A 14,483-nucleotide genomic window follows, 5' to 3' on the forward strand; every position below is an offset into this window, starting at 1 on the left:
ATTTGACTACTTGAAACAATGTGCTACCGATATTGTCTTTTTCTGACAAAAATCCCCAAAGTAAATTGCGCATACCCAAGCGACCTAGGAGTTGATTCAACTTCGTGAGTACTCGCTCAGCATGGTTGGTATCAGTCTCTACACTGGTTGCATGAGAAAGTAATGACGGCATATAAGAGTCCTGTGCGATAAGCTGTAGCGACATATCCTGTTGTAACCGGTTGGCATAGACGTAAAATACCGCACTGAGCCACCCTTCAAAACTTGGCTCATAAAGCACAATACTGGGTGTCAATTGCCCCAGCTCATAGGTTTGATTTCTAGCAAGTTCTGACAGTAATTGCGACATTATTTATCCTAAGATAACTTTATGATAGTGGCTAAATTATTAATAATTTTGCTATTTAAAACAAAGCCAACTGCCCACTGCGTTGATCTTTAAATTTGGTCTGTGTTTGTGCCAGTACATATTGGCGAAAGTTATCACGGGTTAAATGGGCAAGATGCTCATTTTTACCAGTCGTTGCGATAAAGTATTTGGCGCGATTGACCGCCGCGCCCATTTTCTTCAGATGATGAAGTGTTAGTTGATTGAACTTGCGTGCTTTGACTATTTTCTTGGCTGTTTTTGTACCGATACCGGGGATACGTACAATCATCTCATAGCTTGCGGTTTGAATGTTGACTGGAAAATGCTCTCGGTGGCGGATTGCCCAAGCTAGCTTTGGGTCGCAGTCCAAATCTAAAAATGGCGAGTCCGGCTCAACGATTTCGTGCGCGCCAAAGCCATAAAAACGCATGAGCCAATCGGCTTGATAGAGACGATTTTCGCGTATCATCGGCACAGGCGTACCAATAGCTGGCAGGCGACTATCAGATAACATTGGCACATAGCCAGAATAGTAAACCCGCTTAAGATCATATTGTTTATAAAAATGGCTTGATAGCTGAATCACTTGCAAATCGGTCTCGTTACTCGCGCCAACAATCATTTGACTGGTTTGACCTGCGGGCACAAATTTCGGCGCTTTTTTATGCGTTTTACGGCTCTCACGAATGGTGATGATTTCTTCTTTGACCGTCTCCATCGGTGCTTTTAATTGCTCATGAGATTTTTCTGGTGCAAGCAATGCCAATCCTGATTTAGTCGGAATTTCAATATTAACGCTTAAGCGATCAGCATATAACCCAGCTTCTAATAGCAATTCTTTTGACGCACCAGGAATCGTTTTTAAATGGATATACCCATTAAAACGCTCACGGGTACGCAGTATCTTAGCAACTTCGACCAGTCGCTCCATCGTATAGTCGCCACTTTTAAAAATACCTGAGCTAAGAAACAGGCCTTCGATATAATTACGACGATAAAACTGCATGGTCAAATCGACCACTTCTTCGACACTAAAAGCGGCACGCGGGGTGTCATTGCTTTTGCGCGAGGTGCAATAAGCACAATCATAAATACAGTGATTGGTTAAGAGAATTTTAAGCAGGCTGACGCAGCGACCATCTTCAGTATAGCTGTGACAAATACCGGTTGCTGAAGCATCACCAAGACCACCGCCTTGATTTTTGCGCGTACCAGCGGAGGAAGAGCAAGAGACATCATACTTAGCAGCATCCGCTAAGATATTGAGCTTACCTTGCAGTCGTTCATAATTGATGGTTGCCATAAGCGGTATTTACCATGTCAGTAATGAAAGACTATTTTAGCAAAATTAGCGGTAAGTCATTGTATTTATGAGTGAAATAATAACAATAGACGACAGCTGATGTCGCTCATTACTTCCACAAAAAAAGGTCTTGCCAACTAGAGAACTAGCAAACAAGACCCTTTATAAGATTTAACATTTATCAAGTTTTAATATTTTAATTCTACTGCTGTATTTATTGAACTTTAGCGCGTATCACAACAGTCTGTGCGGCATTTGGATTAAGATTTACCAAATTCCATTTAAGACCAGAGTAATTTTCTTTAACGATGACCGTATTGCCAACTTGCTGAATGGTTTGATAACTGTCACCACCAGTGGTCGCAAGCGTTGGTAATGGACTGTTCAATGACACCATTCTGATGCCACTTGGTAAAGAAACCATGGCATTGATATCAGTCACCGGCTGCGCTGTGGTATTAGTATAGACGGTATGATATTCAATGACATCACCAGGCGCGATATGGTTAGCCGGTACTGCAACTTCACGTCCATCACTATTTTTGAGGATTTTCATGACCTTGGTTTGAGCATTGACCACATCAGGCGTACTAAAAGTTGGTTTGAGCTGTAAGGCATCTATAGAGGTAATTGTTGTCACAGGGGTAGTGATCACTGACGTATTTATCACTGGTAACTGATTCGCTGTGGTAATAGGCAGTATTTGAGTCGTCGGTAATACTTGGGTGACAGTGCTGGTGGGCACCGCGATGACATCAACACGGCTGCTTTGATTGGTGATTTGGTTAGTCACCGGTACACTAGTGACAGTCGCACTACCTTGAGTGACGACAGTATTAATAGTGCCTTGGCGAACCACGTAGCGCGGTACATTAGTCACCTGCGTCACAGCAAAAGGCATGCCATCTTGCATACCAATGCTGTTAGGCGTAGCGGTGATGACAGCCGTTTTACCATCAGAATACTGCTCAACCACAGTGGTACTACCACCGGCAGAGGGTAGGATGGTCACTTCAGTAGCGGCATTGGCAGCAGACATAGCCATAACAGTGCCTGCCAACAGTGCGGATACTGCCGTGAATATAGCTGTTTTTTGCATCACAACTGATGAGCGATTAATAGTGGTGGTCATAATAAAGTCCTTTAAAATGATAATAAGTAACACAAAAATGGGGAACGCTTAGATAAAAAAACCCCCGTTAATTGACGCTACAGGGCAGCTCAAATAACGAGGGTAGTAGTACTTATGATAAACAGCCTAACGAGACAAGCTATCTATCAAACCATCCTATCAAAATGCCGATTTATCCGTCATTATTTTAATTAGTTGCCAAGCAAGCGCTCAACAATCTCAACTCAACAATTATGCGCTAAAACGAGTTAGGTAGAAAAGCAGCGTTGTGTAACTGCTCTCCTATAAATAATGACTTTTTGTGCGATTTACTTTATGTACTTCTTAAGAAAATTATTATTTGACTCACTCTAAAAGCCAGCTAGATTAATCATAGATGACTTTCATAATTTCGTATTCAACCACACCTTTAGGGGTTTCAATACGCGCTTCATCGCCTTCAGACTTACCAATCAAACCACGCGCAATCGGTGAGTTAACAGAGATTTTACCCGCTTTAAAATCCGCTTCGTCGTCACCAACGATTTTGTATTGTTTTTCTTCTTCAGTGTCCATGTTTTCGATAACGACGCTCACGCCGAATATCACACGGCCATCTTTTGGTAACGTCGTAGGATCGATAACTTGTGCGCCGCCAAGTTTGGCTTCGATGTCACGGATACGGGCTTCACAAAATCCTTGCTGTTCACGGGCAGCATGGTATTCAGCATTTTCTTTTAAATCGCCGTGTTCGCGCGCTTCAGCGATAGAGGCGGTGATGCGTGGACGGTCAATGCTTTTTAACTGTTTTAATTCGGCTTCTAAAGCCGCATGTCCTTGCGGAGTCATGGGATAACGTTGCATGTTTTTTCCTTAAACCAATAACACGGGCACCATCTCATAGAGAGATAGTGTCAGAGTTGTTACAATGGGTATAAAATAAAAAAAGAATAGTGATTCAGACGGCGTAACCAGTCAGGTCGCTATCATTCATTGATATCAATTCAATAATCTGGGCGTTTAAGCTTACGTAATAAAAAGCATAGTCGCAGTTTAGCCACTATGCTTTTTAGGTCTATCATTTAAATTATATTTCAAGCATGGTTTACGGTGATTAATGATGAACCATGCTCAAATAAGCTCTTAGGCAAGCCTAACGGTTATGCTTAATCTACTGAAATTATTCAGCCAAGTCAATAGAGCTATACAATAGACTTTGCTTGCTCATGTAAATCTTGCAATTTATAAACCTCAAAAGGCAAATCAATGGCATAAGATTTACAGACCGCATCTGCTGCGCCTAAAGTCGTAACGTAGAACACTTTGCCTTGTAGCGCGCTACGACGGATAGAGAATGAATCCTCTTGTGCCTGCTTGCCTTCAGTAGTGTTTATAATGATATCGATATTACCATTTTTCAAGGCATCAACGATATGCGGGCGACCTTCGGTAACTTTATTGATTTGTTTGCACTCAATACCATTGTCGCTCAGTACTTTTTGAGTACCAGTAGTCGCCACAATGTTAAAACCAAAATCAACTAACTGACGAGCGATAGGAGCGATTTGTTCTTTATCGCTATCACGTACAGAGATAAAGACCGTTTTGTTTTCGCCTTCAGTTGGTAGGCCTGGCAGACGCTCATTACTACCGATAACCGCTTTGTAGAATGCTTCGCCAAAGGTTTTACCCACGCCCATGACTTCACCGGTTGATTTCATCTCAGGGCTCAAGATTGGATCAACACCAGGGAATTTAGCAAACGGGAAGACCGCTTCTTTGACTGCAAAAAATGCAGGAACGATTTCAGTGGTAAAGCCTTGGTCTTTTAGCGACGTGCCAGCCATACAGCGCGCTGCGATTTGTGCTAAAGAAGTACCGATACATTTAGAGACAAACGGCACCGTACGTGCTGCACGAGGATTGACCTCAAGGATGTAAACCGTTTCACCTTTTACCGCGAACTGAACGTTCATCAAGCCGACAACACCAAGCTCTTTTGCCATGGCGACGGTTTGTGCGCGCATCACATCGCATAGCTCTTTAGACAATGAGTAAGGCGGCAATGAACAGGCCGAGTCACCAGAGTGCACGCCTGCTTGTTCGATATGCTGCATGATACCGCCAATCACGACGTCTGTACCGTCGCTAACACAATCGACATCGACTTCGATAGCATCATCTAAGAAACGGTCTAGTAGTACCGGCGCTTCATTTGACGCTTGTACGGCAGTACGCAGGTAATGTCTTAGCTCGTCTTCATTATAAACGATTTCCATCGCACGACCACCAAGTACATAAGATGGGCGTACTACCAATGGATAGCCAACGTCTTTAGCTTTAACCAAACCATCTTCTAAGCTGGTCGCTAAGGCATTGGTTGGTTGAACAAGATTCAACTGCTGAATCATATGCTGGAAGCGTTCGCGGTCTTCAGCACGGTCGATCGCATCAGGGCTAGTACCAATAATTTTGACGCCAGCCGCTTCAAGGGCACGGGCTAGTTTCAATGGCGTTTGACCACCAAACTGCACAATTACGCCATCAGGATTTTCGATACGGACAATCTCAAGTACGTCTTCAAGCGTGATTGGCTCAAAGTAGAGACGGTCAGAGGTATCATAATCGGTCGAAACGGTTTCAGGGTTACAGTTAACCATAATGGTTTCATAACCGTCTTCTCGCATGGCAAGTGCGGCGTGTACACAGCAATAGTCAAATTCAATACCTTGACCAATACGGTTAGGACCGCCACCGATAACCATGATTTTCTTGTTATTCGTTGGATTGGCTTCACATTCGCTGTCGTACGTTGAATACATATAAGCAGTACTGGTGGCAAATTCTGCCGCGCAGGTATCGACGCGCTTATAAACTGGATAGACGTTTAAGTCCCAACGCTTTTTACGTAGCTGCTTCTGTGAGACGCCAAGCAACTTCGCCAAACGTAAGTCTGATAACCCTTTACGCTTAAAGCTACGTAAGTTCTTTTCAGTTAAACCGCCAAAGCCTAACGCTTTAACTTGTGCTTCAGTTTTGACGATGTCTTCAATTTGCACCAAGAACCATGGATCGATATTGGTTAGTTTGAAAACGTCATCGACGCTCATGCCAATACGGAAAGCATCCGCAATATAATAGATGCGCTCAGGCGTTGGAATGGTCAAGCGATTGGTAATTTCGCTTCGTGCTTTTTCAATGCTCAGCTTACCGTCTTTGATAGCAGCAAAGTCAATTTGCTCATCGAAACCATCATTGCCAGTTTCCATACCACGTAATGCTTTTTGCATCGACTCTTGGAAGTTACGACCAATTGCCATGACTTCACCAACCGATTTCATCTGGGTTGATAGCACGTTATCGGCTTGTGGGAACTTTTCAAAGTTAAAACGAGGTATCTTGGTCACAACATAATCAAGCGCAGGTTCAAAGCTAGCTGGTGTTTTGCCGCCCGTGATGTCATTTTGCAATTCATCTAGCGTATAACCAATCGCTAATTTAGCTGCGATTTTTGCAATCGGGAAGCCCGTGGCTTTTGATGCCAATGCTGATGAGCGTGAGACGCGTGGGTTCATCTCGATGACGACCATGCGACCGGTATCTGGGTTGATACCGAACTGGACGTTTGAGCCGCCCGTTTCAACACCAATCTCACGCAGTACAGCTAATGAGGCATTACGCATGATTTGATATTCTTTGTCGGTCAGGGTTTGTGCTGGTGCAACCGTGATTGAGTCGCCTGTATGTACGCCCATCGGGTCAAAGTTTTCAATCGCACAAATGATGATGCAGTTGTCGTTTTTGTCACGAACCACTTCCATCTCATACTCTTTCCAACCGATCAGTGACTCATCGATAAGCAATTGATGGTTTGGCGATAAATCAAAACCGCGCTCGCAAATCTCGATAAATTCATCACGATTATAAGCGATACCGCCGCCTGAACCACCCATCGTAAATGATGGACGAATGATACAGGGATAGCCCATTTTTTCTTGAGTCGCAAACGCTTCGTCCATCGTCTCAGCTGTTTCAGCGCGTGGACATTCAAGGCCAATACGTTTCATTGCTTTATCAAATAAGTTGCGGTCTTCTGCCATCTCAATCGAGTCTTTGGTCGCGCCAATTAATTCGCAGTTGTACTTGGTCAATACGCCATGTTTATCCAACTCTAACGCACAGTTTAGAGCGGTTTGTCCGCCCATCGTTGGCAAGATCGCATCAGGGCGTTCTTTGGCAATGATTTGCTCAACTGTTTGCCACGTAATTGGCTCGATATAAGTCGCATCGGCCATAGTAGGGTCAGTCATGATGGTCGCAGGGTTTGAGTTGACCAAGATGACGCGGTAGCCTTCTTCTTTAAGTGCTTTACAAGCTTGAGCGCCTGAATAGTCAAACTCGCACGCTTGACCGATGACGATAGGGCCTGCGCCAATGATAAGAATACTTTTTATGTCGGTACGTTTTGGCATAGTTAGGGCTACCTTCGTTATATGATATTTTAAGTAATTTATATTTGGATAAAGCTTTTTCTAAGAAATCTGCATTTTAAAAGCCTAGCGTAATGGCGCATTGCTAACACATTATTGATGCTTTCATCATTAAGCTTTAGCAGCTGCCATCATGTCCGCAAACTTATCAAACAATGGCGCGCAGTCATGTGGACCAGGGCTGGCTTCTGGGTGACCTTGGAAGCTAAATACCGGCTTATTGGTCAGCTCGATACCTTGGTTGGTACCATCGAATAATGAGCGATGAGTAGCTTTAACATTCTCTGGTAGTGTGTCTTCATCGACCGCAAAACCATGGTTCTGACTGGTAATCATAACGGTACCGGTCGCCAAATCTTGAACCGGATGGTTAGCGCCATGATGACCGGTTTTCATTTTGATGGTGTTCGCGCCGCTGGCAAGACCGATCAGCTGGTGACCTAGGCAAATACCAAAGGTTGGCACATTGGTTTCTTCAATAATATGGCGTACCGCGTCAATAGCGTAGTCACAAGCAGCAGGGTCGCCAGGACCATTTGATAAGAAAATACCGTCTGGATTCATCGCTAGTACGTCTTTAATTGGCGTTTGCGCTGGGACGACGGTTACATGACAGCCACGGTCAACCAGCATACGTAAGATATTGGTTTTAGTCCCAAAATCATAAGCGACGACGTTATATTTTGCTTCAATATGGGTGCCCAAATGCTTAAAGAAGCCGCCTGTACCGCTATCATGGCTGCCCGGGATGTTGCGGTTGAGTAAAGTATCTGATAAATCCCAGCTACCTGCTGTCCACTCAAAGCTCTCTGTAGTACAGCATTCTTTTGCCAAGTCCATACCTTCAATACCAGCAAACTCTTGCGCCAGTTTGATAGCTTGTTGCTCATCTTCACTGCTGATATCCTTGCCATTAGAGGCCGTCATAATACAGCCGTTTTGCGCGCCTTTATCACGTAATAGGCGGGTCAATTGACGGGTGTCAATCTCAGCGATGGCAACAGTATCGTGAGTTTGTAGGTAGTCGCTCAGTGACTCTGAGTTACGGAAGTTTGAGGTGACCATGGTTGCATCACGAATGATCAGTCCATCTGCCCACACTTTATGGCCATTACCAGACTCGACATCTTCAGCGTTGGTACCGGTATTACCGATATGCGGGTAGGTGAGGGTCACGAGCTGACGCGCGTAGCTTGGATCCGTTAGGATTTCTTGGTACCCTGTCATGGCTGTATTAAATACCACCTCACCGACACGATGACCTTGACTACCGATACTAATACCATGAAAAATCGTACCATCCGCTAGTGCCAAAATTGCTTGTATTTCTGTCGATGAATTCAAGGGTTGCCTCCGCTGTTATTAGTGAGTGCTGTGCTGGTTTTTTTGGTTAAAATAAAGCGCTGCTTTTTTGATTATTAGTATTTAACTGCGGCTAAATAACCATAATAAAAGAGGCAGCGCCAAATTTTTTCCACAAAAAAGCGAGAAGACATCATAGATGAAAAGGTACAGGATTCACTAAGTGGTGAATAAGTAACTTACATCATGTCAGCTCGCTTTGGCACAGATTTTGCGCATTATACTAGAGTTTTGCGTTAAGGGCTAGCACCTTAAGCTGATGCTTGACTAATAAATCTAAGATGTCGCTTACTTAACCTTTAATTATAAGTAGCCATAGTAGTTGTGGCTAGAGGTAGTGGTGAGGAGGTATTATATTCTAGCCCATAGCGTTTATGAATAAAGCTGGCACCTTGAAAGGCTCTTGAGGTATGACCTGATGGATAAGCATTATCATCGCTACCATTTGGTCGCTCTTTATCAATCACAGATTTTAGGGCATAAGTGGCTGCAACATTGGTTGCAAATGAATAATAAAATTGCTCTCGTCCCTCTTTATCATCCATATAATAAGTGCTACCGTAAGCAACTGCTGGTATGGCGAAGGATAAAATATCGCCCGCCTTGTCGATATTTTTGCTCCTACATTACGCGCTCACATATTTCCAGGTCAGTTTTATAGCCGATATCTGTGCCAACTACATTTATGAATAATAACAACTGAAAAAAACCCATCAAGGATAGAGTATGATTTATCAATATTTAGACAAAGTGCCTACATTCGCTGTACCCTTTAGTGGTTGGGTTGCAGACTCAGCACGAGTCATTGGTGATGTATATTTAGGTCATCAGGCAAGCGTCTGGTTTGGCGCCGTGATACGTGGTGACAATGAACGTATCCATATCGGTGACTATAGTAATGTGCAAGAAAATAGTGTGATTCATACCGATGCCGGTATTGAAGTGAAAATTGGTAATCATGTCACCATTGGTCATTTAGCAATGTTGCATGGCTGCGAAGTGGGCGATAATAGCTTGATTGGGATTGGTGCGGTCATCCTAAACAATGCCAAAATAGGCAAAAACTGCATCATCGGTGCCAAAGCTCTGGTCACCGAAGGCAAAGAGATTCCAGATAACTCGCTCGTTATGGGCGCGCCTGCAAAAGTGGTGAAAACATTGACCGATGAGCAGGCACTGATGATGAAATTGTCAGCGCTACATTATGCTGAGCGTTGTCAAAAATTTAAAACTGGTCTCAGAAAGATTGAACAACCAGAATAAGTCACTGTAAACCCTTTATTATTATCCTTCATGAGTATTTTGTTATGAGCACGCCAAGCATTGTCAGCCAGACTGTCTCACGCACCTTAGCACTATTTGATTTAGACCATACCTTGCTCGATGTCGATAGCGACTATTTATGGGGCGAATATATCGTCAAGCATAATCTTGTCGATGAAGCGGAGTATCGTACTGCCAACCAGAAATTTTATAATGACTATATCGAAGGTACGCTTGATGCGACGGAATATAACGAGTTTGTGGCACAGTTTTTAAGTAGCCTACCGATGGATAGATTGCATGAACTGCGAGAAGACTATATCAAAAGCGAGATTGAGCCGCACATCCGCCCAAAAGCGATGGAAGTCCTATGTCAACATGTTGAAGCAGGTCACGATGTGGTGATTATTTCGGCGACCAATGACTTTGTCGTTTCGGCGATTGCTAAGCGCTTTGGGATTGAAGACGGCAATGTGCTTTCAACGCCACTTGAGATAAAAAACGAGCGCTATACGGGTAAATTGACCGATAAGCCAAATTTTAAAGAAGGTAAGATTTATCATTTGGACAAATGGATTGGCAAACAGCAACTGGCAGGTATTAATTTTGACAAGACTTATGCGTATTCAGACTCCAAAAATGATATTCCATTACTAGAGTGGGCAGATATGGCTATTTGTGTGTCGCCTGATGATGCGCTACATGCCCATGCGTTGGCACACCGCTGGGCGGTTGAGGATTGGTCAATTTAAAAGATGAAAATAGCGGCTAAAATTAGCCAAACATTTCACCTAAATCTCATTTAAAATAGCGCTACCGTATTTTTTAAAACACACAGGAACCCTTATGGAAATCAATCCGTATCAAGAACGTATTAAAGACTTATCTGAGCGTGGGCAGGACTTGCGGAGGTATCTTTGACTTTGATGGTAAGCAAGAACGCTTAGAAGAAGTCAATTTAGAGCTGGAAAACCCTGAGCTATGGAATGATCCAGAACGCGCAACCAAGATTAATAAAGAAAAAAGTCAGCTTGATGGGGTGATTGATGTGGTGGTTTCGCTGGAAACCACCTTGGAAGATGCATCTACGATGCTAGAGATTGCAGTAGAGGAAGGCGATGAGTCATTGCTTGCCGATGTGCAAGCCGAATTAGACAATGCTGAAAAGCGCGTGGCAGATTTAGAGTTTCGAAGGATGTTTAGCGGTGAGATGGACCCGAATAATTGCTATTTGGATATCCAGTCAGGCAGTGGCGGTACAGAGGCGCAGGATTGGGCAGAGATGCTGCTGCGTATGTATACGCGCTGGGCAGAAGCGCATGGCTTTAAAGTGGATGTTATTGAGGTGTCCGCTGGCGGTGTCGCTGGTATCAAGTCGGCAACGATTGAGATTAAAGGCGATTATGCTTTTGGTTGGCTACGAACTGAGATTGGCGTCCATCGCTTAGTACGTAAATCGCCCTTTGACAGTAATAATGGTCGTCATACTTCATTTGCTGCCGTATTTGTGTCGCCTGAGATTGATGATAATATCGAGATTGATATCAATCCGGCAGATTTGCGCATTGATACTTATCGCTCATCTGGCGCAGGTGGTCAGCATGTTAATACTACCGATTCTGCGGTACGTATTACCCATGAGCCAAGTGGCGTGGTGGTCACTTGTCAGAATGAACGTAGCCAACATGGTAACAAAGCCACGGCAATGAAGATGCTGCGAGCTAAGCTATATGAGCTTGAGATGCAAAAACGTATGGAGTCGCAGCAAGCGGTTGAAGATGGTAAGTCGGATGTCGGTTGGGGCAGTCAAATTCGCTCGTATGTACTTGATGACTCACGTATCAAAGATTTGCGTACCGGCGTTGAAACCTTTAACACTGGTGCGGTGCTTGATGGTGACCTCGATCAATTTATCGAAGCAAGCCTAAAAGCAGGTCTATAAAGCCAGACTATAAAATTAGCATATAAAGATAGCTATGAAATATCAACCAACCTTTTATTAAGGAAAATTATGCCAAGCGTTAACAATTATTTTGACAATAAAGTGACTTCTATCGCCTTTCAAACAGCTACCAAGCCTGCTACCGTTGGGGTAATGGAGATTGGTGAATACGAATTTGGCACCAGTGAATTTGAAACTATGAGTGTAGTTAGTGGTGCATTGACAGTGAAGCTACCAGAAAGTAATGAGTGGCAAACCTTTAATGCTGGTGAGCAATTTACCGTTGATGCCAATCAGAAATTTCAAGTAAAAGTAGAAGTTGAAACGGCTTATCTATGCACTTATGGTGAATAGTTTTTTAGATTGGATTAAGATGACTCATAAAAACGCCAAGTATTGAATGCTTGGCGTTTTTTTTGTTTTTTTACCTTAAACGCGTTATAAAAAAGCGGATATCTATCATAAATTCTTGCGGTATTGAATCATATCGGTTTTGCTCGCAAGCGTATCATACAGGCAGCGTGTGGCTTGAGACCACCTTGATTCGTATCGGTAATAGTCGCTATGCCAAGCTCAATAAAAGCTATGGTTTGAGCACTTTACGCAGCAAGCACGTGAGTGAAACAGATACTGAGCTGGCATTTGATTTTGTCGGTAAAAGTGCTAAGGAGCATTATATAGAGCTGCAAGATGAGCGCTTGATTGACATCATCCAAGCGTGCTCTGAGCTACCTGGTTATCAAGTATTTAAATATTTAGATGAAGAGGGTAATAAGCAAGTGGTTGATAGTGCGGATATCAATGATTATTTGCGAAGTCATACTTGCGGTAACGATTGTGAAAGCAAGATGTACAGTGTAAAGGACTTTCGTACTTGGATGGCAAGTGTGCTTGCGGCCAGCTATCTCTATGATGAGCTGAAAACCAAATCTGGCAAAGCAATTTTAGCTAGTGCGCCTAATAGTAAAGAGCGTTAGCAACTGGTGACTGATATGGTAAAAAGTGTCGCTGATGAGTTGGGCAATACACCAACGATATGCCGAGCCTCTTATATCAATCCTATTATTATCGAGCAGTTTTTAGCAGCTCAGTTTTTTGAGCCTTATAAGCAAGCGCGCCGTGGACGTGCTAAGCAGTATCAAAGCTGCGAGGAGAAAGCATTGCTTGAGTTCTTAAGTGGCTATTGAGCACTTTAAAATAAAATTCCGACAATAATCTGGTGGTTTTAATATAAAAATGATACGTTATGTATTGAAATAAATATTAAAATGCGTTACTAATAGAGCATACGTACATTAATATGTGCAAACAGTTGATAGGATATGACTGTTTTACGATTTATAAATCACTAACTTTGTCAGTGACTCTCGATTGCTAAAGGATTAGCTTATGAACACCTCATCTGCAGAAACTGTAGTAAATACCGTCAATACAATAACGAACTATAGCGATTATTATCATAATTTTGATATGAACGCATTACTGACAGAGATATTTGGAGAGCATTTAGACGATCGTTTGAATGCTTATATGGCGTGCTGTGGTCGTCATGTGCGTGACGGTCGCGGTGACAATATCGCACTGGTACATGAAGATACGGCTGGAAATGTCACACGTATGAGCTTTGCTGAGCTTGATAAAGCAAGTGCACAAGTTGCTAATTTATTACTTTCTTATGGCGTGCAAGCTGGCGATCAAGTGGCGACTATGCTACCGCGTACCCCTGAGTTACTCACGATTGTATTAGCTACTTGGCGAATTGGGGCGGTATATCAACCGTTATTTACCGCTTTTGGTTATGACTCGATTAAGTATCGAATGGACAAAGCCAATACCAAGGTCGTTTTTACCAATCAAGATAATCGCGGCAAGTTTGATGATTTGGCCAAGCAAACCAAAATGGTGTTGGTTGGTAGCAAGGTAGATACGCAAAGCTGGGGTGATGATAATTATGCTGACAAGATATCAAAGCAGTCGCAAACTGTAGAACCAGTATCGCTAAATACCGATGCACCATTTTTACAGATGTTTACCTCAGGTACGGTAGGTAAATCAAAAGGCGTTAGTGTGCCATTAAGCGCGCTCTCAGCTTTTTATCTATATATGCGTTATGCGATTGACCTGCGCGCGGATGACAACTATTGGAATATGGCAGATCCAGGCTGGGCGTATGGGTTATATTATGCGATTACTGGACCTCTATTGATGGGTGTTACCACGTATTTTAACGAGTCTGGCTTTGACGCTGCTAATACCCGCGACTTTATGGTACGCCATAAAATTAGCAATTTGGCGTCTTCACCAACCGCATTTCGTATGATGAAATCGAGTGGTGTGTTTGAAGCTGATCACAATGACACAACAGCTAAATTATCACTGCGCTGTGCCAATTCAGCAGGCGAGACATTGAATACCGAAGTGGTCAACTGGGTTGAGACCTACTTAAACTGTAAAGTTTGTGATCAGTATGGGCAGACCGAAACGGGAATGACCTGCTGTGAGCACCATGCGTTAGAACATGAGTGCCCAGTTGGTTCGATGGGTATGGCGCTACCGGGGCATACACTCGTTGTGTTAGATAGTGATATGAACATATTACCTGACGGCGAGCAAGGAGAACTGGCAGTAGTGGTCAGTCAATC

13 protein-coding genes and 1 pseudogene are annotated in these 14,483 nt (G+C 43.3%); 7 read left to right on the forward strand and 7 right to left on the reverse strand.

Features of this window, described 5'->3' with window-relative positions; genetic code table 11:
* The 7 genes and pseudogenes from VLN09_RS02105 to VLN09_RS02135 all read right to left on the reverse strand — a co-directional run.
* A pseudogene (locus VLN09_RS02105) lies at nucleotides 1–349 on the reverse strand (DNA metabolism protein); the annotation flags it as partial.
* A gap of 55 nt (nucleotides 350–404) precedes the next feature.
* Nucleotides 405–1,673, reverse strand: a complete 1,269-nt coding sequence (locus VLN09_RS02110; RefSeq protein WP_325243567.1) for a putative DNA modification/repair radical SAM protein — start codon at nucleotides 1,671–1,673, stop codon at nucleotides 405–407.
* A 214-nt stretch (nucleotides 1,674–1,887) separates the two neighbouring features.
* Nucleotides 1,888–2,805 (reverse strand): hypothetical protein, encoded by a 918-nt coding sequence (locus VLN09_RS02115; protein WP_325243568.1) that lies wholly within the window; start codon nucleotides 2,803–2,805, stop codon nucleotides 1,888–1,890.
* Nucleotides 2,806–3,171: 366 nt separating this feature from the next.
* Nucleotides 3,172–3,648: a transcription elongation factor GreA gene (gene greA, locus VLN09_RS02120; protein WP_011513174.1), complete on the reverse strand. Its 477-nt coding sequence runs from the start codon at nucleotides 3,646–3,648 to the stop codon at nucleotides 3,172–3,174.
* Nucleotides 3,649–3,986: 338 nt separating this feature from the next.
* A complete protein-coding gene (gene carB, locus VLN09_RS02125) occupies nucleotides 3,987–7,256 on the reverse strand; it encodes a carbamoyl-phosphate synthase large subunit (protein WP_325243569.1) in 3,270 nt (1,089 codons plus the stop codon).
* Between the two features lie 129 nt (nucleotides 7,257–7,385).
* Nucleotides 7,386–8,618, reverse strand: a complete 1,233-nt coding sequence (gene carA / locus VLN09_RS02130) for a glutamine-hydrolyzing carbamoyl-phosphate synthase small subunit (RefSeq protein ID WP_325243570.1) — start codon at nucleotides 8,616–8,618, stop codon at nucleotides 7,386–7,388.
* 317 nt (nucleotides 8,619–8,935) lie between these two features.
* Nucleotides 8,936–9,181 carry a hypothetical protein gene (locus VLN09_RS02135; protein ID WP_325243571.1) on the reverse strand — a complete coding sequence of 82 codons (246 nt, stop codon included), beginning with the start codon at nucleotides 9,179–9,181 and terminating at the stop codon, nucleotides 8,936–8,938.
* A 181-nt stretch (nucleotides 9,182–9,362) separates the two neighbouring features.
* Between VLN09_RS02135 and VLN09_RS02140 the strand changes: the two genes are divergently transcribed.
* The 7 genes from VLN09_RS02140 to VLN09_RS02170 all read left to right on the forward strand — a co-directional run.
* Entirely contained in the window at nucleotides 9,363–9,899 is a 537-nt protein-coding gene (locus VLN09_RS02140) for a gamma carbonic anhydrase family protein (RefSeq protein ID WP_325243572.1), read from the forward strand.
* Nucleotides 9,900–9,943: 44 nt separating this feature from the next.
* Nucleotides 9,944–10,651, forward strand: coding sequence for an HAD family hydrolase (locus VLN09_RS02145; protein ID WP_325243573.1), 708 nt, complete (start codon nucleotides 9,944–9,946; stop codon nucleotides 10,649–10,651).
* A 94-nt stretch (nucleotides 10,652–10,745) separates the two neighbouring features.
* Nucleotides 10,746–11,841 (forward strand): peptide chain release factor 2 gene (gene prfB, locus VLN09_RS02150; RefSeq protein ID WP_325243574.1). Its coding sequence is split into 2 segments (ribosomal slippage): nucleotides 10,746–10,817 and nucleotides 10,819–11,841, totalling 1,095 coding nucleotides; the frame shifts between segments, so codons are not numbered across the junction.
* A gap of 69 nt (nucleotides 11,842–11,910) precedes the next feature.
* The gene (locus VLN09_RS02155; RefSeq protein ID WP_325243575.1) at nucleotides 11,911–12,195 is read left to right on the forward strand and encodes a pyrimidine/purine nucleoside phosphorylase; all 285 of its coding nucleotides are present in this window, start codon (nucleotides 11,911–11,913) and stop codon (nucleotides 12,193–12,195) included.
* A 167-nt stretch (nucleotides 12,196–12,362) separates the two neighbouring features.
* Nucleotides 12,363–12,818: a hypothetical protein gene (locus VLN09_RS02160; RefSeq protein WP_325243576.1), complete on the forward strand. Its 456-nt coding sequence runs from the start codon at nucleotides 12,363–12,365 to the stop codon at nucleotides 12,816–12,818.
* Between the two features lie 6 nt (nucleotides 12,819–12,824).
* Nucleotides 12,825–13,028 carry a hypothetical protein gene (locus VLN09_RS02165; RefSeq protein ID WP_325243577.1) on the forward strand — a complete coding sequence of 68 codons (204 nt, stop codon included), beginning with the start codon at nucleotides 12,825–12,827 and terminating at the stop codon, nucleotides 13,026–13,028.
* Between the two features lie 202 nt (nucleotides 13,029–13,230).
* A partial coding sequence (locus tag VLN09_RS02170) for an AMP-binding protein (RefSeq protein WP_325243578.1) occupies nucleotides 13,231–14,483 on the forward strand: 1,253 nt, incomplete at its 3' end.

The sequence above is a fragment of the Psychrobacter sp. genome (assembly GCF_035469765.1).
Taxonomy (GTDB): domain Bacteria; phylum Pseudomonadota; class Gammaproteobacteria; order Pseudomonadales; family Moraxellaceae; genus Psychrobacter.